Source organism: Paraburkholderia eburnea (assembly GCF_002917095.1).
GTDB classification, from domain to species: domain Bacteria; phylum Pseudomonadota; class Gammaproteobacteria; order Burkholderiales; family Burkholderiaceae; genus Paraburkholderia; species Paraburkholderia eburnea.
In genome coordinates, this window is the sequence record NZ_PQGA01000010.1 from 79,785 (window position 1) to 105,741 (window position 25,957).

General features: G+C 65.1%; 14 protein-coding genes. 7 read left to right on the forward strand and 7 right to left on the reverse strand.

The genetic code is table 11. The features are described from left to right. Positions 1 to 76: 76 nt before the first annotated feature. Positions 77 to 1,471: a F0F1 ATP synthase subunit beta gene (gene atpD, locus B0G62_RS18680; protein ID WP_103705704.1), complete on the forward strand. Its 1,395-nt coding sequence runs from the start codon at positions 77 to 79 to the stop codon at positions 1,469 to 1,471. A 100-nt stretch (positions 1,472 to 1,571) separates the two neighbouring features. Next, positions 1,572 to 1,997, forward strand: a complete 426-nt coding sequence (locus B0G62_RS18685; RefSeq protein WP_103705705.1) for a F0F1 ATP synthase subunit epsilon — start codon at positions 1,572 to 1,574, stop codon at positions 1,995 to 1,997. A 91-nt stretch (positions 1,998 to 2,088) separates the two neighbouring features. Here the strand turns inward: B0G62_RS18685 and B0G62_RS18690 are convergent, their stop codons facing one another. Further along, complete coding sequence (locus tag B0G62_RS18690) at positions 2,089 to 4,005, reverse strand: hypothetical protein (RefSeq protein WP_103705706.1); 1,917 nt, start codon at positions 4,003 to 4,005, stop codon at positions 2,089 to 2,091. A 459-nt stretch (positions 4,006 to 4,464) separates the two neighbouring features. Here B0G62_RS18690 and B0G62_RS18695 point away from each other — a divergent pair, with 459 nt between their 5' ends. Then, positions 4,465 to 6,216, forward strand: coding sequence for an AMP-binding protein (locus B0G62_RS18695; protein WP_103705707.1), 1,752 nt, complete (start codon positions 4,465 to 4,467; stop codon positions 6,214 to 6,216). Between the two features lie 824 nt (positions 6,217 to 7,040). Here the strand turns inward: B0G62_RS18695 and B0G62_RS18700 are convergent. Beyond that, positions 7,041 to 7,841 carry a transporter substrate-binding domain-containing protein gene (locus B0G62_RS18700; protein ID WP_103705708.1) on the reverse strand — a complete coding sequence of 267 codons (801 nt, stop codon included), beginning with the start codon at positions 7,839 to 7,841 and terminating at the stop codon, positions 7,041 to 7,043. Between the two features lie 224 nt (positions 7,842 to 8,065). Between B0G62_RS18700 and hemE the strand changes: the two genes are divergently transcribed. The 4 genes from hemE (at position 8,066) to B0G62_RS18725 (ending at position 17,657) form a co-directional block, all read left to right on the forward strand. After that, entirely contained in the window at positions 8,066 to 9,154 is a 1,089-nt protein-coding gene (gene hemE, locus B0G62_RS18705) for a uroporphyrinogen decarboxylase (RefSeq protein WP_103705709.1), read from the forward strand. Positions 9,155 to 9,581: 427 nt separating this feature from the next. Continuing rightward, the gene (locus B0G62_RS18710) at positions 9,582 to 11,849 is read left to right on the forward strand and encodes a primosomal protein N' (protein ID WP_103705710.1); all 2,268 of its coding nucleotides are present in this window, start codon (positions 9,582 to 9,584) and stop codon (positions 11,847 to 11,849) included. Positions 11,850 to 12,464: 615 nt separating this feature from the next. Then, positions 12,465 to 16,415 (forward strand): trifunctional transcriptional regulator/proline dehydrogenase/L-glutamate gamma-semialdehyde dehydrogenase, encoded by a 3,951-nt coding sequence (putA, locus tag B0G62_RS18720; protein ID WP_103705712.1) that lies wholly within the window; start codon positions 12,465 to 12,467, stop codon positions 16,413 to 16,415. A 93-nt stretch (positions 16,416 to 16,508) separates the two neighbouring features. Further along, positions 16,509 to 17,657 (forward strand): branched-chain amino acid ABC transporter substrate-binding protein, encoded by a 1,149-nt coding sequence (locus B0G62_RS18725; protein ID WP_103705713.1) that lies wholly within the window; start codon positions 16,509 to 16,511, stop codon positions 17,655 to 17,657. A 123-nt stretch (positions 17,658 to 17,780) separates the two neighbouring features. Here the strand turns inward: B0G62_RS18725 and B0G62_RS18730 are convergent, their stop codons facing one another. The 5 genes from B0G62_RS18730 to gcvH form a co-directional block, all read right to left on the reverse strand. Beyond that, entirely contained in the window at positions 17,781 to 19,508 is a 1,728-nt protein-coding gene (locus tag B0G62_RS18730; protein ID WP_103705714.1) for a thiamine pyrophosphate-binding protein, read from the reverse strand. Between the two features lie 84 nt (positions 19,509 to 19,592). Continuing rightward, entirely contained in the window at positions 19,593 to 20,981 is a 1,389-nt protein-coding gene (locus B0G62_RS18735) for an L-serine ammonia-lyase (protein WP_103705715.1), read from the reverse strand. A 104-nt stretch (positions 20,982 to 21,085) separates the two neighbouring features. After that, complete coding sequence (locus B0G62_RS18740; protein WP_103705716.1) at positions 21,086 to 22,252, reverse strand: alginate lyase family protein; 1,167 nt, start codon at positions 22,250 to 22,252, stop codon at positions 21,086 to 21,088. A 179-nt stretch (positions 22,253 to 22,431) separates the two neighbouring features. Beyond that, a complete protein-coding gene (gene gcvP, locus B0G62_RS18745) occupies positions 22,432 to 25,404 on the reverse strand; it encodes an aminomethyl-transferring glycine dehydrogenase (protein ID WP_103705717.1) in 2,973 nt (990 codons plus the stop codon). A gap of 79 nt (positions 25,405 to 25,483) precedes the next feature. Beyond that, on the reverse strand, positions 25,484 to 25,864 hold the full coding sequence (gene gcvH / locus B0G62_RS18750; protein ID WP_103705718.1) for a glycine cleavage system protein GcvH: 381 nt from the start codon (positions 25,862 to 25,864) through the stop codon (positions 25,484 to 25,486). Positions 25,865 to 25,957: the final 93 nt, after the last annotated feature.

Below are 25,957 nucleotides of genomic sequence, written 5' to 3' on the forward strand. Positions count from 1 at the left end.
AACGCGAACCGAACGCGCAACCGCGCCGGTGCAATCCGGCAGGCGAGTAAGAATTCAGGTATCTAAAGGAAAATCGATGAGTACAACTGCTTTGGTAGAAGGCAAGATCGTACAGTGCATCGGCGCGGTGATCGACGTGGAATTCCCGCGTACGAACATGCCGAAGATCTACGACGCGCTGATCCTCGAAGGGTCAGATCTGACCCTCGAAGTGCAGCAGCAGCTCGGCGACGGCGTTGTGCGCACCATCTGTCTGGGTGCGTCGGACGGCCTGCGCCGCGGCACCGTGGTGAAGAACACGGGCAAGCCCATCAGCGTGCCGGTCGGCAAGCCGACGCTCGGCCGTATCATGGACGTGCTCGGTCGCCCGATCGACGAAGCGGGCCCGATCGTCAGCGAGACGACGCGCGCGATTCACCAGAAGGCACCGGCGTTCGAAGACCTGTCGCCTTCGGCGGAACTGCTCGAAACCGGCATCAAGGTCATCGACCTGGTCTGCCCGTTCGCAAAGGGCGGCAAGGTCGGTCTGTTCGGCGGTGCAGGCGTGGGCAAGACCGTCAACATGATGGAGCTCATCAACAACATCGCGAAGGAACACGGTGGTTTCTCCGTGTTCGCCGGCGTGGGCGAGCGTACCCGTGAGGGCAACGACTTCTACCACGAAATGAAGGACTCGAACGTTCTGGACAAGGTCGCGCTGGTCTACGGCCAGATGAACGAGCCGCCGGGCAACCGTCTGCGCGTCGCGCTGACGGGTCTGACGATGGCCGAGCACTTCCGCGACGAAGGCCTCGACGTTCTGTTCTTCGTCGACAACATCTACCGTTTCACGCTGGCTGGCACGGAAGTGTCGGCACTGCTCGGCCGTATGCCGTCGGCAGTGGGCTATCAGCCGACGCTGGCAGAAGAGATGGGCAAGCTGCAAGAGCGCATCACGTCCACGAAGAAGGGTTCGATTACGTCGGTTCAGGCCGTGTACGTTCCTGCGGACGACTTGACCGACCCGTCGCCGGCTACGACCTTCGGCCATCTGGACGCAACCGTCGTGCTGTCGCGTGACATCGCTTCGCTGGGTATCTACCCGGCAGTCGATCCGCTCGACTCGACCTCGCGCCAGATCGACCCGAACGTGATCGGCGAAGAGCACTACTCGATCACGCGCCGCGTGCAGCAGACGCTCCAGCGCTATAAGGAACTGCGCGACATTATCGCGATTCTGGGCATGGACGAACTGTCGCCGGAAGACAAGCTGTCGGTCGCCCGCGCACGTAAGATCCAGCGTTTCCTGTCGCAGCCGTTCCACGTCGCGGAAGTCTTCACGGGCTCGCCGGGCAAGTACGTGCCGCTGAAGGAAACCATCCGCGGCTTCAAGATGATCGTTGACGGCGAATGCGATCACCTGCCGGAGCAGGCGTTCTACATGGTCGGCACGATCGACGAAGCCTTCGAAAAGGCCAAGAAGATCCAGTAAGGGTTGAGTTGCAGGCAATGAGGCGAGATTCGTCACGCAGGCATCAGTCAGCGGTGACTGATCTCGCCGCCGCAATCCCTTGACCCCAGGAGTCGAACATATGGCAGCAACCATCAAGGTAGACGTCGTCAGCGCCGAAGAGAGCATCTTCGACGGCCAGGCGAAGTTCATCGCGCTTCCGGGTGAAGCGGGCGAACTGGGCATTCTGCCGGGCCACACGCCGCTGATCACGCGTATTCGTCCGGGCGCTGTGCGCATCGTGGCGGAAGACGACAAGGAAGAGTTCGTGTTCGTCGCAGGCGGCATTCTCGAAGTGCAGCCGGGTGCCGTGACGGTCCTCGCCGATACCGCGATCCGTGGTAAGGATCTCGACGAAGCGAAGGCTGGTGAAGCACGCAAGCGCGCCGAAGAGGCGCTGCAGAACGCCGGTTCGAACCTCGAGTACGCAACCGCACAGGCTGAACTGGCCTATGCCGTGGCGCAACTCGCGGCGATCCAGCGCCTGCGCAAGATGAATCAGCACTGATTCCGGACCGCGCCCGCTTGCGCGTGTGGTATCGGAAAGCTAAAGGGCTCCCTGATCAGGGAGCCCTTTTTCATTGGCGCCCGCGAGCGGGTTAGCCGCGACCGCTGTCGTTCAGCACTTCGACGCGCATGACGCCCTGGCGCTCGGCGAAATAGTGCGTGTTGGAGAACAGGTAGTCGCCCACTTGAACGTGCTTGAGGATCAGTGCGCGGCCCGCAGGCGTGAGCTTGGGTTCGGCGAGCAGGGCGTCGAGATCGGCTTCGGTGATGCGGTGCTGGTTCTCGTCATCGCGCCAGTCTTCGCCCTGACGCAGCGCGCCCTGAAGCTTGAACTCCGACGTGAACATGGGCGCCCCGTTGAGTCCGTAGACGCTCATGCTGACCGGCATGATGCCTGCATCATAGATGTCCTGGGGCACGATCTCGTGAATGAACACGTTGTTGCCCGAGGTGAAGCCGTCGAGCCGCACGCCCCCGCCAGGGCCCGTTACGCCGAGCCGCACGATCGCCCGGTCGTTGCTGGAGCCGATGCCGTTGTCCGCGAGCGGCAGCACGCCGAGATACGAACTCGTGGCGATAAACAGGATGCCTTCCTTCTCCTTGTCCTGCGCGCCGGGTGTGAAGCGTTTGTCGATCTGCACGCTCACCGACTTGTTGACGCCCGCGATCTCGACCAGCGAAGTCCGTGCGCTGATCTCGAAGAACACTGCACCGTCGATATCGTCGACGGGCGCGTGCCGCTCGCCGTCGACCAAGGCCGTGAAATCCCAGCCGGTACGCTGGAAGAAACGCAGCGAGACGCCGTCCGCGGCGCGCGCGATGACGAATTCGTAGAGCCAGTATCTGCCGGGTTCGAGTTGCAGCTCGACCTCGTTCGCGCCGACCACCATCAGCACGCCGCCGATGAGTTTGCTCGTATCGACGGAACCGTCGGCCAGCGCGATTTCACCGTAATGCGTGCCTTCGGGCACGACGCCAAACGCGTACTGGATCGTATTGGCCGGATCGGAGTAGCCGTTGGCATCGGAGCCTGGTACGCTGGCCCAGATCTTCTTCGAAAGACGCAGCTTGCCTTTGGATTTGTTGTTATTGGTCACCTCGACGCGCATCACGCCCTGGCGCTGATAGAAGTAATTCTGGTTCGTGAAGAGCCAGTCGCCGACATGGATGTTGGCCCGAATCAGCTCGCGTGCTGCAGCGGTGAACTTGGGGTTCTGGAGAAGCGCGTCGAGTTCGTCCTGTGTGACTTCGTGCGCGTCGGGGAACCCGGCATTGAACCAGAGCGAGCCGTCGAACTGGTAGACGTCCATGGCTTCGGGGCGCACGCCGGCGTCGTAGTCCGCCTTGCGCACGACTTCGTGAATGAACACGTTGTTGCCCGACTGGAAGCCGTCGAGGCGCAATTTACCATCGGCGCCGGTGACGCCCAGCCGAACCACCGCGGTGCCGTCGAAGTTCTCGGACCCGATCTGCGTGAGGCCGAGATAGGAACTCGTGCCGAAGAACAGAATGCCTGCTTTACGGCCCCGGCCGCCGCTTACGCATTTGTCGATTTCCACGCAGAGCGATTTGTTGATGCCGACGATCGGCAGGTCAGCCGCACCGGCTGCTATTTCGAAGCGGACCGCGCCGTCGTCATTTTCGGGCCCGCGGAGTTCGCCTCCGATGAGCGCCGTGAGGTCCCACCCTGTGCGCTGATAGAACTTGAACGACACGCCGTCAGGATCGCGGCCGATGACAAATTCGTAGAGCCAGTATTTGCCCGGCGCGAGTGGTAGCCGGACATTGTTCGCTCCGACGACCAAAAGCGCACCGCCGATCAGCCTGTTCGTGTTGACCGAGCCATCTGGATTGGCGATGTCTCCATATTGGGTGCCTTCGGGTACGACGCCAAACGCGTACTGGATCGTATCGGCCGGATCGGAATATCCATTGGCATCGGAGCCGGGGACACCGGCACTGATCTTCTTGGACAGAAGGATGAAACTGGGGGCAAAACGGGCGCTCATCACTGCTCCTAAAAAGACGGCATCTACATGGGAGTTAGATCAGTAATCCGAATAAAAATAAGAAGGCAAAAACACGGTTAAACGTTCGCAACAGGCGCATTCCATTACGTATTGAAAGAAAAGTCCATCAGATACAGGTGAAGCGCGACGCGATGGCACGGCGTGCCGGCGCTGGAAGCGCAATTGCTTGCGCTGGGACAAATCGGTGGCGGCGTCGGTCCGAGCCTGATATGCCGCCCGATCCCCAGGAGGCCCTCAGCGAACGAGAAAAACTACTTGACGTTTACGGAAAGGTAATGCGAAATCATGCCTTCGTGCTTTCCGGCGGTACGATCGGCGAGCGTGTTCGCGGCCCATGCGCTGCGGGTAAAACTTGATGCTGCTGGCCTCAAGGGCGGTGGCACAATCGATTTCAAATCCATTTCAAACGGGACGCAGACTCCCGGGGAGACAGCCACCATGGCAATCGACGCAGCCGCAGCTAGCGCCCCGCGCGAAGCGCTCATCGCGCCGAAAGACGGGCTTTCCTATGTGCGCGGCAGCGCCACCACGCCCTTGAGCGACGCGACCATCGGCGCGTTTGTGCTCGACACCGCGCAGCGCTTTCCAGAGCGGCCCGCGGTGGTGTTCCGCGAACAGGGCATCCGCTGGAACTGGCGCGAGTTCGCCGACGAAGTGGATGTGCTGGCCGCGGGCTTTCTCGCGCTGGGCATCGAGCCGGGCGACCGCGTAGGGATCTGGTCGCCCAATCGCGTGGAGTGGCTGCTCACGCAGTTCGCGACGGCGCGCATTGGCGCCGTGCTGGTCAACATCAATCCCGCGTATCGCCTGGCCGAACTCGAATACGCGCTGAACAAGGTGGGCTGCAAGGCCATCGTCGCGGCGGAAAGCTTCAAGACCTCGAAGTATCTGGAGATGCTTCAAACGCTGGCACCGGAACTCGCGCATTCGACGCCAGGTGACTTGCACGCTGCGAAGCTGCCGGAATTGCGCGCGGTGATCCGCATGTGCGACACCGACACGCCCGGCATGCTCAATTTCAGCGACGTGATCGAGCAGGGCCGCGTGCGCCTGGCGCAAACCGGCAAGAGCGAACTGGAGGCCATCGGTTCGACGCTAAGCGCCGACGATCCCATCAACATCCAGTTCACGAGCGGCACGACGGGCAACCCGAAGGGCGCGACGCTCACGCACCGCAACGTGCTCAATAACGGGCGCTTCATCGCCATGGCGATGCGTCTGTCCGAAGAGGATTCGCTCTGCATTCCGGTGCCGCTCTATCACTGCTTCGGCATGGTGCTCGCCGTGCTGGCCTGCGTCTCCGTGGGCGCGAACATGGTATTCCCCGGCGAGGCGTTCGACCCGCGCGCGACGCTGCAGGCCGTTTCGGACGAGCGCTGCACGGCGCTACATGGCGTGCCGACGATGTTTATCGCCGAACTCGATCATCCCGATTTCGCGAGCTTCGATCTATCGCGCCTGCGCACGGGCATCATGGCCGGCTCGCCGTGCCCGATCGAAACGATGAAGCGCGTGGTCTCGAAGATGCACCTCGCGGAAATCACCATCGCCTACGGCATGACGGAGACGAGTCCCGTCTCGTTCCAGAGCGCGACGACTGATCCGCTCGACAAGCGCACGACCACGGTGGGCCGTATCCAGCCACATCTGGAAGTGAAGATCGTCGATGCGCTGGGCAATATCGTGCCGGTGGGCGAGACCGGCGAGCTTTGCACGAAGGGCTATTCGGTGATGCGCGGCTATTGGGGCGATGAAGCCAAAACGGCCGAATCGATCGTCGATGGCTGGATGCACACGGGTGATCTCGCGACGCTCGACGCCGAGGGTTACTGCAATATCGTCGGGCGCCTCAAGGACATGCTGATTCGTGGCGGCGAGAACATTTATCCGCGCGAAATCGAGGAGTTTCTGTTCCGCCATCCGAAGGTGCAGTCGGTGCAGGTGTTCGGCGTGCCCGATGCGAAGTACGGCGAGGAAGTGTGCGCGTGGATCGTGCTGCGTCCTGGCGAGGGCGCGACCGCCGAAGAGATCCAGGCGTTCTGCCAGGGGCAGATTGCGCACTACAAGATCCCGAAGTACATCCGGTTCGTCGATGAGTTGCCGATGACGGTGACGGGCAAGGTGCAGAAGTTCGTCATGCGCGCACGCATGATCGATGAGCTGAAGATCACCGAGCAGAAGACGGCCTGAGCGAAGCGTCGGCGCGTTTGAAATTAGTCTGGATAACGAAGGAATGGGCTGGCGATCGAGTCAGTCCATTCAAGCCGAAGCGAGCGTGCAGGGTCTTGCCAGTGCAGCAAAATGCATCGGCGAATAGCGCTTAAAAGAAGAGATTGGGAAACTGAAGGGAAACCGCGGGAAACTGCGGACGAAAAAAAAGCGGGCCTGGAGCCCGCTAAAAACCACACGCTACGGGGTTAGCGCGAGGAGACCAAAGGAGGAGTCGGCTGGAACGTATGAAACGCCGGTCACGGCTCCAGCAAGGATGCCCCTAAGCAAGGGCTTCGGCTAATGCCGACCGGCCGGTGATCGTGTCCGCTCACACTTCGCACCGAGCCACATCCGTGTTGAAACCGTTGAAGGCATTGTGGGCGAATTAATGAACCTTCGCGGTAACAAAGTGTTTCAGGTTGTAACGCCCGTCAAATAAGGCTTCGCGGGATTTTTTGCCATCCTGATCGTTTTGCGAAAGTCATTTTTACCTGCATTTTAGTGCGTAGTCAGGCCGCAAATGTGCCGCATTGCAATGCGGTATTCCACGTGCATGACGAAAGCTACGCTGTATAGGCGAAACACGCTATCCGTCACACGAAAACGCAAATTTGCCTCGCACATGCAACGGGCATTCACGTTCGCATTCATGTATGACATGCAATGATGGGTCATATCCGATTGCAACGAGTGGTTGCAACTCGTCATACGGATTAACGAACGTTGTCGCGCCGCGAGACGCGGCGCCAGGACTCATCGATGCATTATCGATAGCAACGCATGGAGCGCGCACGTCGCAACAATCACTTCAGCCATTTGTCCGAGATCGCCTGGTACTCGCCGCTTGCGCGCAGCAGATGCAGCCACTGATCGACGTATTGCTGGAAGACCACATCGCCGCGCGGCACCATCCATGCTTTCTCGCCGTACTGGAACGGCTTGTCGGGATGCACTGAGCAAAGCCCCGGATTGAGCTTCTGTTGCAGGAGCGTTTCGGAAGCGTCGGTCACCATCACGTCGGCTTTGCCCGCGAGGATCTGCTTGAAGATCGTCACGTTGTCGGGATAGACGGTGAGATTCGCGTGCGGGAAAAACTGCCTTGCGAAGCGCTCATTCGTGCCGCCCGGATTCACGATCACGCGAGTGGTTGGCTGATCGATCTGCGCGACGCTCTGGTACTTGTTCACGTCGTCGCAACGCACGATGGGCGTCTTGCCATCGATCTGATACGGCTCGGTGAAGAAGGCGCGCTTCTGGCGATCGAGCGAAGTGGACACGCCGCCCACCGCAACATCGCACTTCGCGAGGAAATCGTTCATGAGATTCGACCAGCTGGTCTTCACGAACTCGGCCTTCACGCCCAGCGACTTCGCGAGCGATTCGGTCATGTCGATGTCGATGCCCTCGAACGTGCCGTCCGGCTTATAGAACGAATAGGGCTTGTAGTCGCCGGTCGTGCACGCGCGCAGCGTGCCGCGCGCGATCACCTCGTCGAGCCGCGAAGGCGCCCCCGCGCTCTCGGCGAACGCAGCCGGCGTGATGGCCAGCGCGGCGACGCATGCGCAAAGCAGCGCGCACGCCGCCGCGATCCTGTTTTTGTTCATCTGGGTTGTCTCCTCGCGCGCGGGTTGATGTCGATGTTCTCGGGCGCACTGGTTTGCGATCATAGTCCGCGGCCGCCTGCGCGATAACCATGGACTCTCCCGATTGGCTTGATTGGCTCGCGTGCCGCGCGTACCCTTATCCCGGCCATCAGCGCCATGCGGCAGCGGTAGCTCCGGTAAAATAGCTGCCCGCTTCCGAATCTCGCGCGCAAGCGCCTCCGCACGTGGCCCACACCCTTCTGAACGACACCTTCCTGCGCGCCTTGCTGCGCCAGCCGACCGAGTACACGCCGATCTGGCTGATGCGTCAGGCGGGCCGCTATCTGCCGGAGTACAACGCCACGCGCAGCCGCGCGGGCAGTTTCCTCGGCCTGGCGAAGAATCCCGATTACGCGACCGAAGTGACGCTGCAACCGCTGGAGCGCTATCCGCTCGACGCGGCGATCCTGTTCTCGGACATCCTGACGATTCCCGATGCGATGGGTCTCGGCCTGTCGTTCCAGGCGGGCGAGGGTCCGAAGTTCGCGCATCCCGTGCGCACCGAGGAAGACGTCGCGAAGCTCGCGGTGCCCGACATCGGCGCGACGCTCGGTTATGTGACCGACGCCGTGCGCGAGATCCGCCGCGCGCTCACTGACGGCCAGGGGCGCCAGCGCGTGCCGCTGATCGGCTTTTCGGGCAGCCCATGGACGCTCGCGTGCTACATGGTCGAAGGCGGCGGCTCGGACGATTTCCGCACCGTGAAGTCGATGCTTTACGCGCGCCCGGACCTGATGACGCGCATCCTCGAAGTTAACGCGCAGGCCGTGGCCGCCTATCTGAACGCGCAGATCGAGGCGGGCGCGCAGGCCGTCATGATTTTCGATACGTGGGGCGGGGCGCTTGCCGACGGCATCTATCAGCGCTTCTCGCTCGAATACATTCGTCGCGTGGTCGCGCAACTCAAGCGCGAGCACGACGGCGAGCGCGTGCCTGTCATCACCTTCACGAAGGGCGGCGGCCTGTGGCTCGACGAGATCGCCGAAACCGGTGTCGATGCGGTCGGGCTCGACTGGACCGTGAACCTCGGCCGCGCGCGTGAGCGTGTGGGCGATCGCGTGGCGCTCCAGGGCAACCTCGATCCGAGCGTGCTGTTCGCGTCGCCGGCGGCGATCCGCGAACAGGCGTGCGCGGTGCTCGACAGCTTCGGCGCGCATCCGGGCCACGTCTTCAATCTGGGTCACGGCATCTCGCAATTCACGCCGCCGGAAAGCGTCGCCGAGCTGGTTGACGAGGTCCATCGCCATAGCCGCGCACTGCACGCCGCCGTGTGAATTTTATGTTGCGCCGCAGCGTGCTGGGCTCTCGGCATCAGGGCCGCGCGCGGCGCAACAGGCCATCCAGACGCCATCGCGCCGCTGTCAAGACTTGACTTATACACACTTGTCTCGTTGCGGCGCGCAAGACGGAAAAATTGCCGCAGGGCGATATCCTGGGCAGTGAACAATCAATCAGACCCTTGACAGACAAGGCTTTCGCCGCTCCACGGCCATTTGTGCGGTGTTCCACATAATGACCGCGCCAGCCGGCCGGCCGGGCGCTCGGGCCGAGTTCTTAACAAAGTTATCCACAGGCGCGGCGACGCGGAGCGTGATTGTTCAGCGGAATCCAAAACTTAGCGCAAAAAGTGACGATTCACTTTAAGGTCGGGCGTCTGTTCGCCAGCGCACCGTACGCGCGTCGTCCGAAATGGGGTGGGCCATGACGCCGCGCTTCGTGCGCGTGGCGCTCGACCATCCGCTGACCGCGCTTTACGACTACCGCTATCCGCCCGACGCGCCCGCGCCGCAACCCGGCATACTGGTGCGCGTGCCGTTCGGCCGACGCGAAGCGGTGGGGCTGATCTTCGAAGTGAGCGCTCACAGCGAGGTGCCCGCGAACAAGCTGCGCGACGTTAGCGCCGTGTGCGCGTCGTGTCCGCCGCTGTCGGGGCAGTGGCTCGATCTGGTGGGTTTCGCCGCCGATTACTATCAGCGCGGTCTGGGCGAGGTCGCGTTGCCGGCGCTGCCGCAGGCGCTGCGCGATCCGGCGCGCTGGGAGCGGCTGCTCGCGCCCGAGGAGCGTTATCGCGTGCTGCCCGCTGGACGCGATGCGTTGCCCGATGCGCTGCCCGCGCGCGCGCAGGTCTTGCGGCGGCTGGCGCAGGCGCTGCTGGAGGCCACCGAGCTGGACCTTGCCGACGCTCGCGCGCTGCATCCCAAGGCCGCCGCCACGCTCGAATCGTGGCGCGAGGCGGGGTGGGTCGAGTACGAGCGCGTCGAGTTCGGCGCGGCGCGATCTGCCGCAAGCGCAGTCGCCAACGCTGCCGAAGCGTCCGCGCGATCCGCCTTGCATCAGCTAAGCGACGAACAGGCCGAAGCCGTAGAGGCAATCCTCGAATCGCGCGGCTTCGCGCCGTTTCTGCTGCATGGCGTGACCGGCAGCGGCAAGACCGAGGTGTATCTGCGCGCGCTCGCGGGCCTGCTCGAACGCGCGCCCGACGCCCAGGCACTCGTCCTCGTCCCCGAAATCAACCTCACGCCGCAGTTCGAGGCCGCCTTCCGCACGCGCTTCGCGGGCGTGCTGCCCGACGACGCCATCGTCACGCTGCATAGCGGTCTTGCCGAAGGCGAGCGCGCGCGCCACTGGCTCGCGGCGCACACGGAACGCGCGCGCATCGTGCTGGGCACGCGGCTGGCCGTGATGGCATCGCTGCCGCGCCTGGCGATGCTGGTGGTCGACGAGGAACACGATCCCGCCTACAAGCAGCAGGAAGGGCTGCGCTACTCGGCGCGCGACCTGGCCGTCTGGCGCGCCAAGCAGCTCGAGGTGCCGGTCGTATTGGGTTCGGCTACGCCCTCGCTGGAAAGCTGGTGGCAAGCCGAACAGGGCCGCTACACGCGCCTCACGCTGTCGCGCCGCGCCGTCGCCGAAGCCGTGCTGCCGAGCATCAGACTGATCGATCTGGAAGAGGAGCGCCGGCGCGGACGCGCGTCGTTCGAAGGGCTGTCCGGCCCGCTGATCGCGGCGATGAAGGCGCGGCTCGAACGTGGCGAACAGAGCCTCATCTTCCTGAACCGGCGCGGCTATGCGCCGGTGCTGTCCTGCGACGCCTGCGGCTGGGTGGCGGGCTGCCCGCGCTGCAGCGCCTACGTGGTCCTGCACAAGCCCGAGCGGGCGCTGCGCTGCCACCACTGTGGCTGGGAATCGCGTATTCCGCACTCGTGCCCGGATTGCGGCAACGTCGATATCGCGCCGATGGGGCGCGGTACGCAGCGCATCGAGGAAGCGCTCGCGAGCGCGGTGCCGGGCGCGCGGGTGCTGCGCATCGACGCCGATAGCACGCGCCGCAAGGGCAGCGCCCAGGCGCTCTTTTCGGACGTGCATGCGGGCGAAGTCGACATCCTCGTCGGCACGCAGATGGTCGCCAAGGGACACGACTTCCAGCGCGTCTCGCTGGTGGGCGTCATGAATGCCGATAACGCGCTGTTCTCGCACGACTTCCGCGCAAGCGAGCGCCTGTTCGCGCAACTGATGCAGGTGAGCGGCCGCGCGGGCCGCGCCGGGTTGCCCGGCGAGGTGATGGTGCAGACGCGCTATCCGCGCCACGCGATCTATCACGCGCTCGCGCGCCACGATTACGTGGGTTTCGCGAATTCGCAGATCGCGGAGCGTCGGGACGCACACCTGCCCCCCTTCGTTTATCAGGCGCTGCTGCGCGCCGAGGGACGCACGCTGGAGGCGGCGCTGGCGTTTCTCGCCGAAGCCGCCAAGGCGCTCGCGGCGATGCCCACCGCTTCGCGCGTGATGGCCTATGACGCGGTGCCGCTCACGATCGTCAAGGTGATGAATGTCCACCGCGCCCAACTGCTCGTGGAAAGCAGTTCGCGCGCCGCGCTACAGGCCACGCTGCGAGCGTGGCTGCCGACCCTGCGCGGGTTGCGCGGCGTGCTGCGCTGGAATCTGGAAGTCGATCCGCTCGATATTTGAGCGTTGACCTGAGCGCTGCCAGGCCACGAATACGAAGGCGCGCAATGCGCCGCTCAAGACGGGCTTGCGGCGCGATGGCCGCGCATGTTGGTCGATGCGCTAGCCGATGCGCCGGGCAAAACCATTCTTGCGGCTTGTCGTCACGATGCGGTCCCGCGCAAAGCGGGCCGCTCGCGACGCCTCAGCGTTGGGCCGCGTGAGCCGCTTCGCCGCTCTCAGGTTGCGCCGCACGCAAGCGCCGGGACGTCGTTGCCGTCGCGCCCCGGATAAACAGCACGGCGCACAGCGCGCACATGCTCCACACACCTGCCATCACCATCCACTTTTCCATTTTCTGGTCCTCGCGCCGGACTGGCCGGCTCCCCGTCATGCCTGTATATCGGCAAACGATGCGGTTTGAACAGGGCGACAAAAAAGAATCACGCCCAGGGAAAATACCGAGCGCAACCGGCCGTCGCCCGGATGCCGCCACCAGCCGCAAACCCAGGCTGCGTGGGGTTTTCGGCGGGGTGCAACCAATCCGAGAAATTGGTTGCACCTTTTTTTTGGGAGGGGTACGATTCGCCAACTTTTTAGTCTTTGGCCGGTGCGGGTCAGCCGGCATACGAAGGAAACATGGCTAGCACCACCCTTGGCGTCAAGGTCGATGACCTCCTCCGCTCGCGGCTCAAAGATGCCGCTACGCGCCTCGAGCGCACCCCGCACTGGCTCATCAAGCAGGCCATCTTCGCGTACCTCGAAAAGATCGAGAACGGGCAACTGCCGCCCGAGCTGAACGGCCATGTGAGCGCCGCCGATCTCACCGAGGGCGCAACCGGCGACGGCCCCGACGAATACGCGTCGCACCCCTTCCTCGAATTCGCCCAGAACGTGCAACCGCAGTCGGTGCTGCGCGCGGCCATTACCGCCGCGTACCGCCGCCCGGAACCGGAATGCGTGCCGTTCCTGATCGGCGAGGCGCGTCTGCCGGCCAACCTCACCGGCGACGTCACGAAGCTGGCCACGAAGCTGGTCGAAACGCTGCGCGCCAAGCGCACCGGTGGTGGCGTCGAAGGCCTGATCCACGAGTTCTCGCTGTCGAGCCAGGAAGGCGTGGCGCTGATGTGTCTGGCCGAGGCGCTCCTGCGCATTCCCGACCGCGCGACGCGCGACGCGCTGATCCGCGACAAGATCAGCAAGGGCGACTGGAAATCGCACGTCGGCCACGCGCCGTCGCTGTTCGTGAACGCCGCCACGTGGGGCCTCATGATCACCGGCAAGCTGGTGACGACGAATAGCGAAACGGGTCTGTCGTCGGCGCTCACACGCATGATCGGCAAGGGCGGCGAGCCGCTGATCCGCAAGGGCGTCGATATGGCGATGCGCCTGATGGGCGAGCAGTTCGTCACCGGCGAAAACATCTCCGAAGCGCTGGCGAACAGCCGCAAGTTCGAAGCACGGGGCTTTCGCTATTCGTACGACATGCTCGGCGAAGCCGCCACGACCGAAGCCGATGCGCAGCGCTACTACGCCTCTTACGAGCAGGCGATCCACGCGATCGGCAAGGCGGCGGGCGGGCGCGGCATCTACGAAGGCCCGGGCATTTCGATCAAGCTCTCCGCGCTGCATCCACGCTATTCGCGCGCGCAGCAGGAGCGCACGATGAGCGAGCTGCTGCCGCGCGTGCGCGCGCTTGCCGTGCTCGCGCGCCGCTATGACATCGGCCTGAACATCGACGCCGAAGAAGCCGACCGGCTCGAACTCTCGCTCGATCTGCTCGAAGCGCTCTGTTTCGACCAGGAACTGGCGGGCTGGAACGGCATTGGCTTCGTGGTGCAGGCGTACCAGAAGCGCTGCCCGTTCGTGATCGACTACATCGTCGATCTCGCGCGCCGCAGCCGTCACCGCATCATGGTGCGCCTCGTGAAGGGCGCGTACTGGGATACCGAAATCAAGCGCGCGCAGGTCGATGGCCTCGAAGGCTATCCGGTCTACACGCGCAAGATCTACACCGACGTGTCGTACCTCGCGTGCGCGAAGAAGCTGCTGGGCGCGCCCGATGCGGTGTATCCGCAGTTCGCCACGCACAACGCGTACACGCTGTCGGCGATCTATCACCTCGCGGGCAACAACTACTACCCCGGCCAGTACGAATTCCAGTGCCTGCACGGCATGGGCGAGCCGCTCTACGAAGAAGTCACCGGCCCGCTCGCGCAGGGCAAGCTCAACCGTCCGTGCCGCGTCTACGCGCCGGTCGGCACCCACGAAACGCTGCTTGCGTACCTCGTGCGCCGTCTGCTTGAAAACGGCGCGAACACCTCGTTCGTGAACCGCATCGCCGATGAAACCGTGCCGGTCAGCGAACTCGTCACGGACCCGGTCGATGACGCCACGAAGGTCGTGCCGCTGGGCGCACCGCACACGAAGATCCCGCTGCCGCGCGAACTCTATGGCAGCGAGCGTCTGAATTCGATGGGCCTCGACCTTTCGAACGAACATCGCCTGGCGTCGCTCTCGTCGGCGCTGCTGGCAAGCGCCCATCATCCGTGGCGCGCCGCGCCGATGCTCGCGGATATCGACCTTGCGGAAGGCGGTTCCGCAACGAGCGCGCGCGACGTGCGCAATCCGTCCGATCACCGCGACCTCGTGGGCACGGTGGTGGAAGCCACCAGCGAGCACGTGAGCGCCGCGCTCTCGCACGCCGTGGCCACCGCGCCGATCTGGCAGGCCACGCCGGTCGAAGCGCGCGCCGATTGCCTCGCGCGCGCCGCCGATCTGCTCGAAGCCCAGATGCACACGCTGATGGGCCTGATCGTGCGCGAAGCCGGCAAATCGCTGCCGAACGCCATCGCGGAGATCCGCGAAGCGATCGACTTCCTGCGCTATTACTCGACGCAGATCCGCGAGGAATTCTCGAACGACACACATCGCCCGCTCGGTCCGGTCGTGTGTATCAGCCCGTGGAATTTCCCGCTGGCGATCTTCATGGGCCAGGTGGCCGCCGCGCTCGCCGCAGGCAACACCGTGCTCGCGAAGCCCGCCGAACAGACGCCGCTGATCGCCGCGCAAGCCGTGCGCATCCTGCGCGAGGCGGGCGTGCCCGCCGGCGCCGTGCAACTGCTGCCGGGCGACGGCGAAACCGTGGGCGCGGCGCTGGTCGCCGACGCCCGCACGCGCGCCGTCATGTTCACCGGCTCGACCGAAGTGGCGCGCCTCATCAACAAGACGCTGTCGCAGCGTCTGGATTCGGATGGCCGTCCGATCCCGCTGATCGCCGAAACGGGCGGCCAGAACGCGATGATTGTCGATTCGTCGGCGCTCGCGGAACAGGTCGTCGCCGACGTGCTGCAAAGCGCGTTCGACTCGGCGGGCCAGCGTTGCTCGGCGCTGCGCGTGCTGTGCCTGCAGGACGACGTGGCGGATCGCACGCTCGAAATGCTCACGGGCGCGATGCAGGAACTGGCGGTCGGCAACCCGGACCGTCTGTCGGCCGACGTCGGCCCGGTGATCGACGTGGAAGCGAAGCGCGGCATCGACGCGCACGTGGCCGCGATGCGCGAGAAGGGCCGCAAGGTCCAGCAGATGCCGATGGGCGACGACTGTGCGAAGGGCACCTTCGTGCCGCCGACGCTGATCGAAATCGACAGCCTCGACGAACTCAAGCGCGAAGTGTTCGGCCCCGTGCTGCACGTGATCCGTTATCGCCGCAGCCAGCTCGACAAACTGCTCGAACAGATCCGCGCGACGGGCTACGGCCTGACGCTGGGCATCCACACGCGTATCGACGAAACCATCGCGCATGTGATCGGCCGCGCGCATGTGGGCAATATCTACGTGAACCGCAACGTGATTGGCGCGGTGGTGGGCGTGCAGCCGTTCGGCGGCGAAGGGCTGTCGGGCACGGGTCCGAAGGCGGGCGGCGCGCTGTATCTGTCGCGTCTGCTGGCCAAGCGTCCGGCCGGTCTGCCGAAGTCGCTCTCGAATGCGCTGATCGTCGATCAGCCGCAAGGCGAAGGCGCCGGGAATTCCGCGCACGCGAATCTCGCGACGCTGCGCGACTGGCTCATCGCCGAGCGCGAACCCGCACTCGCGGCGCGCTGCGACGGCTATCTGCAATACGTGCTCGCGGGCGCGACGGCCGTGCTGTCCGGCCCGACGGGCGAGCGCAACACCTATACGCTGTCGGCGCGCGGCACGGTGCTGTGTGTGGCCTCGACGCCGACCGGCGCGCGCGCGCAACTCGCCGTCGTGCTGGCAACGGGCAACCGCGCGCTGTTCCAGGGCGCGGCCGGTGACGCGCTCGTCAACGCGCTGCCGGCATCGCTGAAGGCTCACGTCGCGATCAAGAAAACCGCCGATGCCGACTTCGACGCCGTGCTGTTCGAAGGCGATAGCGACGAGCTGCTCGGGCTCGTGAAGGAAGTGGCCAAACGCGCCGGCCCGATCGTGTCGGTGCAGGGCGTGGCGGCGCACGCGCTCGCCAACGGCGACGAAGATTACGCGCTCGAACGTCTGCTCACGGAGCGCTCGGTGAGCGTGAATACCGCCGCGGCTGGCGGCAATGCAAATCTGATGACGATCGGTTAAGCACAGTCCATACTGTCGGTCGTCTCAAGACAAGGAAGCGGCAAAGCTACGAGCCGAAGCCGCTCATCTGATACCTGGTACCAAGGAGAAGCTATGCAACACACGATGAAGCAGCTGGCAGGCGCAACGCTGGTTGCGGCCCTGTCGCTGGCGGGGACCGCAAACGCGCAGCAGGTCGAGGACGTCAAGGTCGGTTTCGCAGGCCCGATGACGGGTGCGCAGGCGCACTACGGCAAGGACTTCCAGAACGGCATCACGCTCGCGGTCGAAGACATGAACGCGACCAAGCCGGTGATCGGCGGCAAGCCGGTGCGTTTCGTGCTGGATTCGGCGGACGATCAGGCTGACCCGCGCACGGGCACGACGGTCGCGCAGAAGCTCGTCGACGACGGTATCAAGGGCATGCTCGGCCACTTCAACTCGGGCACGACGATCCCGGCTTCGCGCATCTACGCGAACGCAGGCATCCCCGAAATCGCCATGGCCACGGCGCCGGAATACACGCAGCAAGGCTTCAAGACGACGTTCCGCATGATGACGTCGGACACGCAGCAAGGTTCGGTCGCGGGCACGTTCGCGGTGAAGAGCCTCGGCATGAAGAAGATCGTCGTGGTCGACGACCGCACGGCTTACGGCCAGGGTCTCGCCGACGAATTCGCCAAGGCCGCGAAGGCTGCGGGCGGCAACATCATCGACCGCGAATACACCAATGACAAGGCCGTCGACTTCAAGTCGATCCTGACCAAGGTGAAGGCGCAGAACCCCGACCTGATCTATTACGGCGGCGCCGATTCGCAGGCCGCGCCGATGGTCAAGCAGATGAAGTCGCTGGGCATCAAGGCGCCGCTGATGGGCGGCGAAATGGTTCACACGCCGACCTTCCTGCAGATCGCGGGTGACGCGGCGAACGGCACGGTGGCATCGCTCGCGGGCCTGCCGCTGGAAGAAATGCCGGGCGGCAAGGACTACGTTGCGAAGTACAAGAAGCGCTTCGGTGAAGACGTGCAGACGTACTCGCCGTACGCTTACGACGGCGCGATGGCGATGTTCGACGCCATGAAGAAGGCCAACTCGACGGACCCGGCCAAGTACCTGCCGTTCCTCGCGAAGACCAGCATGACGGCCGTCACGGCGAAGGATCTCGCCTATGACTCGAAGGGCGACCTGAAGAACGGCGGCATCACGCTGTACAAGGTTGTCGACGGCAAGTGGACGACGCTGCAAAGCGTGGGCGGCAAGTAAGCGCCTGATCTAGCTGCAGAGAAGTAAAAAACCCCCGCAGGATCGCAAGATCCGCGGGGGTTTTGTTTTGTGCGCTCGCCTTCGATTACAGCAAAGGTGAGCTTATTCAGGATTCCTTTTGAATCAGGAATGGCGCAGCTTGCGGCCTTGCTCGCGAACCTGTTCGAGCGTGGCGGCGGGCGTGCTGGCTTCCTTCGTGACGCGGATTTCGATGAGCGCGGGCTTGCCGGCAGTGAGCGCGCGTTCGAGCGCGGGGGCGAACTGCGCCGTGCTCGTGACGACTTCGCCATGCGCGCCGAACGACTGCGCAAAGGCTGCGAAATCGGGGTTCGTGAGTTGCGTGCCATGCACGCGGCCCGGATAGTGGCGCTCCTGGTGCATGCGGATCGTGCCGTAGTGGCTGTTGTTCACGACGATGAACACCACGTTCAGACCGTACTGCATCGCCGTCGCCAGCTCCGACGAAGCCATCATGAAGCAGCCGTCGCCCGCGAGCGCCACCACGGCGCGTTCCGGATACAGCGACTTCGCGGCGATCGCGGCGGGCACGCCGTAGCCCATCGCACCGCTGGTCGGTGCGAGCTGCGAGCGGAAATGCCGGTACGCAAAGTGCCGATGCAGCCACGTCGCGTAATTGCCCGCGCCGTTCGTGACGATCGCATCGTCGGGCAGACGCGCGCGCAGTTGCTGCATCACTTCGCCCAGTTGCACGTCGCCGGGCATCGGGCGCGGCGCGCGCCACGCCAGATACGCCTCGTGCGCCTCTGTCGCCGCGCCGGTCCACGCGGGCATGTCGGGCGCGGGCAGCGCCGCGAGCAAGGCCGCGATTTCGGCGAGACCCGAGACGATCGGCAGATCGGCTGCATAGACGCGCCCGAGTTCTTCCGCGCCCTGATGGACGTGAATGAGCGTCTGCGTCGTTTTGGGGATGTCGAAGAGCGTGTAGCCGCCCGTCGTGGATTCGCCCAGACGCGGGCCGAGCGCGAGCAGCACGTCGGCGTCGCGGATACGTGCCGCCAGCGCCGGATTGATGCCGAGACCCACATCGCCCGCGTAGTTCGGATGATCGTTGCTCAGCGTGTCCTGGAAGCGGAACGCGAGGCCAATGGGCAACTGCCAGTTTTCGATAAAGCGTTGCAGGTCGGCGCACGCTTCGGGCGTCCAGCCGTGGCCACCCGCGATCACAAAGGGTTTTTTCGCACCGCTGAGTAATTCGCTCAGGCGCTTCATTTGCGCCGCCGAGGGCGACGCCTGCACGCGCTGCGCGGCCGGCGGCGTGCGTTGCGCCTCGGAAGCGGGGATCGCGCCGCTCAGCATGTCCTCGGGCAGCGCGAGCACGACGGGGCCAGGGCGGCCCGACGTCGCGATATGGAAGGCGTGGCTCAGGTATTCGGGCACGCGGCGCGCGTCGTCGATCTGCGCGACCCATTTCGCCATCTGCCCGAACATGCGCCGGTAATCGATCTCCTGGAACGCCTCGCGATCCATCTGCTCGCGCGCGACCTGGCCGATCAGCAGGATCATCGGCGTGGAGTCCTGGAAGGCCGTATGCACGCCGATGGAGGCGTGCGTGGCGCCCGGCCCGCGCGTGACGAGCGCCACGCCCGGCTTGCCGGTGAGCTTGCCGATCGCTTCCGCCATGTTGGCCGCGGCCGCTTCGTGGCGGCACACGATGGTCTCGATCTGCGCGGTCTCGTCGGACAGCGAATCGAGCACAGCGAGATAGCTCTCCCCGGGCACGCAGAACACGCGCCCGACGCCATTGGCGACGAGCGCATCGACAACGAGGCGCGCGCCGGTGACGGTCTGTGATGCGGTCTGTGAAGCGGTTTCGTTCGACTGCTGCTGCATGGCGTTGCTGTCTCCTCTCAGTCTTGAATCGGGTTTTGCGATCCTGCTTCGATATGTTCTTGCCGCGCTTGCTTCAGCCCGCGATCAGCACTCGACGATATTCACCGCGAGGCCGCCGCGCGACGTCTCCTTGTACTTCGTCTTCATGTCGGCGCCGGTTTCGCGCATGGTCTTGATGACGGAATCGAGCGAGACGTAATGCGCGCCGTCGCCGCGCAGCGCCATGCGCGCGGCGTTGACGGCCTTCACCGACGCCATCGCGTTGCGCTCGATGCAGGGAATCTGCACCATGCCGCCGACCGGATCGCAGGTGAGGCCCAGGTTGTGCTCCATGCCGATTTCGGCGGCGTTTTCGACCTGCAGCGGCGTGCCGCCCATCACGGCCGCAAGCGCCCCCGCCGCCATCGAGCAGGCCACGCCCACTTCGCCCTGGCAGCCCACTTCGGCGCCCGAGATCGACGCGTTGAGCTTGTAGAGAATGCCGATGGCGGCGGCCGTGAGCAGGAAGTCGATCACGCCTTGCTCGTTCGCGCCGGGCGTAAAGCGCACGTAGTAGTGCAGCACGGCGGGGATGATGCCGGCCGCGCCGTTGGTCGGCGCGGTGACGACCCGGCCGCCGGCGGCGTTTTCTTCGTTGACGGCGATCGCGTAGAGGTTGATCCAGTCGATCATCGACAGCGGGTCTTGCAGCGCGCGTTCGGGATGCGCGGTGAGCGCGCGATAGAGCTGCGGCGCGCGGCGCTTGACCTGGAACGGGCCGGGCAGCGTGCCTTCGGCGTCAGGGTTGCCGATGCCGCAGCCGCGCGTGACGCAGGACTGCATCACGTCCCAGATGCGCAACAGGCCGGTGCGGATTGCCTCGTCGCTATGCCAGACGCGCTCGTTGTCGAGCATCAACTGCGCGATGCTCTTGCCCGTCGAGGCGCACAGCGCGAGGAGTTCGGCGCCGCTGCGAAACGGATGCGGCATCTGCTGGGCGGCGGCCAGCACCTTGGTATTGGGCGCGCCCGCCGTGACGACGAAGCCGCCGCCCACGGACAGATAGGTGCTCTCGCGCAGGGTCTCGCCGTTTGCGTCGAGCGCGCGCAGCTTCATGCCGTTCGGATGCTCGGGCAGCGCCTGGCGATAGAAGGCGATGTGCTCCTTCATCACGAAGGGAATCGTGTGATGGCCGAGCAGCGCCAGCAGGCGCGAGTTGCGCACGGCTTCGAGGCGCTCGGAGATGGTGTCGGGATTGACGGTGTCGGGCGCGTCGCCCATCAGGCCGAGCATGACGCCGCGGTCGGTGCCATGGCCCTTGCCGGTCGCGCCGAGCGAGCCGTACAGCTCGACTTTCACCGACGCGGTGGGCGCGAGCAGACCGTCGCGATCCAGCCCTTCGGCGAACATCAGGGCGGCGCGCATCGGGCCGACGGTGTGCGAGCTCGACGGCCCGATACCGATCTTGAAGAGATCGAAAACGCTTACTGCCATGGGTGCTGCTCCTGCTTGATCGTGTCGGTTTTCAGGGGATGCCGCACGGTGCGGTGCGCGGCATCGAATTCAATGCGCCACCGCTGCAACCCCTTGCGCGCTGGTTAGCGCGCCGGCAACGGCAGGCAAACGGCGAGCCACGCGGGTGGCGTGGGCGCCAGCTTGAGCGCGATCGGCGTGTAACGGCCGTCCAGACGCGCGGCAAGGTGATACAGCTCGGCGGCGTTCTTCGTGTCCCAGGCGCCGGTGTAGCCGGGCAGCCCGGCTTCGCGGCGTTTGGCGTCGAACGGCACGCTCGAATGCACGAATTCCTCGTGCGTTTTGTCGCCCGTGGCATAGGGCGTCAGCCAGTCCAGCGCGCCCGCCAGCGTCGCGCCGTTGGCGGCGCGCTCCGGCAGCCAGTTGCGGTTGTGGCGGCGCGCGGCGAGCGCGGCCGTCACGAGCGGCTGCAGATCGTAGGTCACGTAATGCAGCGCGTCGCGCTCGGTGAAGTCGAGCGTCGAGCCATCGGGCGCGACGTTGTCGCCGATATGCTCGATAAAGAGGCGCTGCGCCGCCGCAATCATCTTGCGGTTGTCGAGCGTGAACGCGATCATCGAAATCAGCTTGACGCGATGGCTCTGCCAGTTGTTCGCGAAGGTGCCCTTGAGCGGGCGCGGCTGCGCGTCCACCTGCTGGATGTAGCCGTTGGCGAACTTGTTCAGGAACACCATCGTGGCGTTGCGCGTCTTCACGGGCAGCGCACTGGCGGTCATGTCGTAGGCGAGGATCAGGCCTTCGAAATGGGTTTCGTCGATGGGGTTGAAACTCGGCTGATAGGTCGTGACCCACGCGAACAGGAAGCGGTCGACCAGCTTCAGATAGCGGTCGTCGCTGGTCGCACGCCAGGCCAGCGCCGCATTGCGCATCAGGTCGAGTTCCTTTTCGGCCTCCACGCTCTGGTCGTAGATGCCCTCGTGCGGCAGCGTGCCTTCCGTATGCAGTTTGGCGAGCGGATGCGGCGTGTCGTTCACGTGCGACTGCACGTCGGCCACGAGCGCTTTCACGCCCGGATCGGCATTGGTGCGCTCGCTCGTCTGCAGCGCGGGCGCCGCGCAGAAGTTCATCGCCGCGCGCGCCGGTTGCGCCGCGCCCAGGGCCGCAAGACCCATGCTCACGAAGCAGGCCGCGACACGTGTGCGTGCCCGAACTGCCCGCTTCAGTGACTGAACTCGTGACCGAGCGAGTAACTGGGCATGCCCGGCAAAGGCCGTTTCCACCTTCCGCGCCATGCGCGACTCCCTGATTCAAGGCTGACAGGTGTGTGATGTTAACGGTTTGGCAGGCGTTTGCGGCGGCAAATGTGCGTTGCGCAAAAGCCGCCGCGGCCCCAAAAGGGGCGCGCGGCGGCTCGAACGCCTTGCAGCGGGGCCGGCTGGCGGGCGCGCGGGGACGCGACGAGGGACGCGTGTTATTCGCCCGCGCCCTGACCGGCCGCTTCGTCGGCATAGTCGCCGACGGGCACGCACGAGCAGAACAGATTGCGGTCGCCATACGCGTTGTCGGCGCGCCCGACTGGCGGCCAGTACTTGCGCGCGGCGAGCGACGCGACCGGATAAGCGGCCTGCTCGCGCGAGTAGGCATGTTTCCAGTCGTTCGCGATCACTACGGCGGCCGTGTGCGGCGCGTGACGCAGCGGGTTGTCTTCCTTGTCCGCGCGGCCTTCCTCGACGGCGCGAATTTCCTCACGGATTGCAACCATCGCGTCGATGAAGCGGTCGAGTTCCTCCTTCGACTCCGATTCGGTCGGCTCGACCATCAGCGTGCCCGGCACCGGGAAGCTCATGGTCGGCGCGTGGAAGCCGTAGTCCATCAGACGCTTGGCGACGTCGTCCACGGTGATGCCGCTTGCATCCTTGATGGGACGCAGATCGAGAATGCACTCGTGCGCGACCAGCCCGCCGGGGCCGCTGTAGAGCACCGGATAGTGCGGCGCGAGCTTGTTGGCGACGTAGTTGGCGTTGAGGATTGCGGTTTCGGTGGCGGCGCTCAGGTTGGCCGCACCCATCATGGCGATGTACATCCACGAAATCGGCAGGATCGACGCCGAGCCGTAAGGCGCCGCGCTCACCGCGCCGATGCCGTGCTCGTCGCGCTTGTAGCCCGACGAAAGCTGGTTCGGCAGGAACTGCGCGAGGTGCGCGCCGACCGCGACCGGACCGACACCGGGGCCGCCGCCGCCGTGCGGAATGCAGAAGGTCTTGTGCAGGTTCAGGTGCGAGACGTCGCCGCCGAACTGGCCCGGCGCGGCAAGACCCACCATCGCGTTCATGTTCGCGCCATCGACGTACACCTGGCCGCCGTGCGCGTGCACGATGTCGCAGACTTCGCGCACGTTCTGCTCGAACACGCCATGCGTCGACGGGTAGGTGATCATGATGGCCGCGAGCTTCGCGGCGTGCTGATCGGCCTTGGCCTTGAGGTCGGCGAGATCGACGTTGCCCTGTGTATCGCACGCGACCACGACGACCTGCATGCCGGCCATCTGCGCCGAAGCCGGGTTCGTGCCGTGCGCCGAAGCGGGAATCAGGCAGACGTTGCGATCGGCCTGGCCACGCGAGGCGTGGTACGCCTTGATGATGAGCAGACCGGCGTATTCGCCTTGCGAGCCGGCGTTGGGCTGCAGCGAGACGGCGGCGTAGCCGGTGGCGGCCACGAGCATCTGTTCGAGCTGATCGACCATCTCGCGATAGCCGACGGTTTGCTCGGCGGGCGCGAACGGGTGGATGCGGCCGAATTCGGGCCACGTGACCGGCAGCATTTCCGAGGTCGCGTTGAGCTTCATCGTGCACGAGCCGAGCGGAATCATCGAGCGGTCGAGCGCGAGATCCTTGTCCGACAGGCTGCGCAGATAGCGCAGCATTTCCGTTTCCGAATGATGACGGTTGAAGACCGGGTGCGTGAGGTAGGCGCTTTCGCGGGCAAGCGTTGCCGGGAACGTCGCGGCGCTCGCGGCAGCCAGTTCGGCGTCGAGCGCATCGACCGACGGCGTTTCGCCCGCAAACGCGGCTTGTGCGAATACGGCCAGCAGATCGGCCAGATCGGCGCGCGTCGTGGTTTCATCGACGGACACGCCCACGCGCGTTTCGCTCACGCGGCGCAGGTTCATGCCGCGCGCAAGCGCCGCATCGTGCAGCGCCTGGGCGCGTGCGCCGGCTTCGAAAGTGAGCGTGTCGAAGAACGATTCGTTGACGAGCGTATAGCCGAGCTTGTGCGCGCCCGCCGCGAGGATCGCGGCGACGCGGTTCACGCGCAGCGCGATGCGCTTGAGACCCTGCGGGCCGTGATAGACCGCGTACATGCTGGCCATGATCGCGAGCAGCGCTTGCGCCGTGCAGACGTTCGAGGTGGCCTTCTCGCGGCGGATATGCTGCTCGCGCGTTTGCAGCGCGAGGCGCAGCGCCGGGTTGCCGTTCGCATCGACGGTCACGCCCACGAGGCGGCCCGGCATCTGGCGCTTGAATTCGTCCTTCACCGCGAGGTAGGCGGCGTGCGGGCCGCCGAAACCCATCGGCACGCCGAAGCGCTGCGAGTTGCCCACGGCCACGTCCGCGCCCCATTCGCCCGGCGGCGTGAGCACGGTGAGCGCGAGCAGATCGGCTGCGGCGATCACCGCGCCGCCCGCCGCGTGGACGGCCTGGGCGAGTTCGCGATAGTCGCGCACATCGCCGTTGGCGCCCGGATATTGCAGCAGCACGCCGAAGGCGCCAGCCTGGGCCGCTTCAGCCGCCGGGCCGACCTTCACTTCGATGCCGATCGGCTTCGCGCGCGTCTTCACGACTTCGATGGTTTGCGGCAGCACGTCGTCGGCGACGAAGAACACGTTCGACTTCGACTTGCCCACGCGCTGCACGAGCGTCATGGCTTCGGCGGCGGCGGTGGCTTCGTCGAGCAGCGAAGCGTTGGAGATCGCGAGACCCGTGAGGTCCACGATCATCTGCTGATAGTTCAGCAGGGCTTCGAGACGGCCCTGCGAGATTTCCGGCTGATACGGCGTGTAGGCCGTGTACCACGCCGGGTTTTCGAGCACGTTGCGCAGGATGACGGCCGGCGTGTGCGTGTCGTAGTAGCCCTGCCCGATGTACGAGCGGAACACCTGGTTCTTGTCCGCGAGCGCGCGCAGGGCGGCGATCGCTTCGGCTTCCGTGCGCGGCTGCGCGAAGGGGCCGAGCGGCAGCGCTTCCTTGCGGCGGATCTGCGCGGGAATCACCGCATCCATCAGCGCGGCGCGCGAGGCGAAGCCGAGCGCATCGAGCATCGCCTGCTGGTCGGCCGTGTCCGGGCCGATATGACGGGCGGCGAAGGCGTCGTGGGCTTCGAGCGCCGCGAGCGAGAGAGCCGAGAGCGAGGTGTTCATCAGACGATCCGGGTGTTCGAGCTTCATGAAGTTTCCTGCCGGCGCGGGCGGTGCAAGGCCATGAAAGGCACTGTGCCGCCGCGTCGCGCCGTGACGGTTGCTGGGGTTAAGCGCCGATGGCCTTTTCGTAGGCGGCGGCGTCGATCAGGCCGTCGAGCGTGGCGTCTGCGGCGGGCTTGATCTTGAAGAGCCACGATTCATACGGCTCGGTGTTGACCTGGTCGGGCGTGTCGGCGAGTTCCGCGTTCGAGGCGATGATCTCGCCCGAAACCGGCGCGTAGATGTCCGACGCGGCCTTGACCGATTCGATCACGGCGACTGCATCGCCGGCGGTGACCTGGCGGCCGGCTTCGGGCAGTTCCAGGAAGACGATGTCGCCCAGCGCCTGCTGTGCGTGGTCGGTGATGCCGACGGTCAGGGTGCCGTCGGCTTCGGTGCGAACCCACTCGTGCGATTCGGTGTATTTCAGATCGGCCGGGATGCTCATGGTTGCTCCAGTGCGTGGTTGCGAAGTTGCGTTCGCTTATGGCTTGAAAAGAGGGAGGCGTGCGCGGCGTGCGAGGACTGCAACCCGCTGCAA

What these genes read in the sequence shown, in the direction of transcription:
- atpD (WP_103705704.1), top strand. Translation starts at nt 77, where the DNA reads ATGAGTACAACTGCTTTGGTAGAAGGCAAGATCGTACAGTGCATCGGC.
- B0G62_RS18685 (WP_103705705.1), top strand. Translation starts at nt 1,572, where the DNA reads ATGGCAGCAACCATCAAGGTAGACGTCGTCAGCGCCGAAGAGAGCATC.
- B0G62_RS18690 (WP_103705706.1), bottom strand. Translation starts at nt 4,005, where the DNA reads ATGAGCGCCCGTTTTGCCCCCAGTTTCATCCTTCTGTCCAAGAAGATC.
- B0G62_RS18695 (WP_103705707.1), top strand. Translation starts at nt 4,465, where the DNA reads ATGGCAATCGACGCAGCCGCAGCTAGCGCCCCGCGCGAAGCGCTCATC.
- B0G62_RS18700 (WP_103705708.1), bottom strand. Translation starts at nt 7,841, where the DNA reads ATGAACAAAAACAGGATCGCGGCGGCGTGCGCGCTGCTTTGCGCATGC.
- B0G62_RS18710 (WP_103705710.1), top strand. Translation starts at nt 9,582, where the DNA reads ATGACGCCGCGCTTCGTGCGCGTGGCGCTCGACCATCCGCTGACCGCG.
- putA (WP_103705712.1), top strand. Translation starts at nt 12,465, where the DNA reads ATGGCTAGCACCACCCTTGGCGTCAAGGTCGATGACCTCCTCCGCTCG.
- B0G62_RS18725 (WP_103705713.1), top strand. Translation starts at nt 16,509, where the DNA reads ATGCAACACACGATGAAGCAGCTGGCAGGCGCAACGCTGGTTGCGGCC.
- B0G62_RS18730 (WP_103705714.1), bottom strand. Translation starts at nt 19,508, where the DNA reads ATGCAGCAGCAGTCGAACGAAACCGCTTCACAGACCGCATCACAGACC.
- B0G62_RS18735 (WP_103705715.1), bottom strand. Translation starts at nt 20,981, where the DNA reads ATGGCAGTAAGCGTTTTCGATCTCTTCAAGATCGGTATCGGGCCGTCG.
- B0G62_RS18740 (WP_103705716.1), bottom strand. Translation starts at nt 22,252, where the DNA reads ATGGCGCGGAAGGTGGAAACGGCCTTTGCCGGGCATGCCCAGTTACTC.
- gcvP (WP_103705717.1), bottom strand. Translation starts at nt 25,404, where the DNA reads ATGAAGCTCGAACACCCGGATCGTCTGATGAACACCTCGCTCTCGGCT.
- gcvH (WP_103705718.1), bottom strand. Translation starts at nt 25,864, where the DNA reads ATGAGCATCCCGGCCGATCTGAAATACACCGAATCGCACGAGTGGGTT.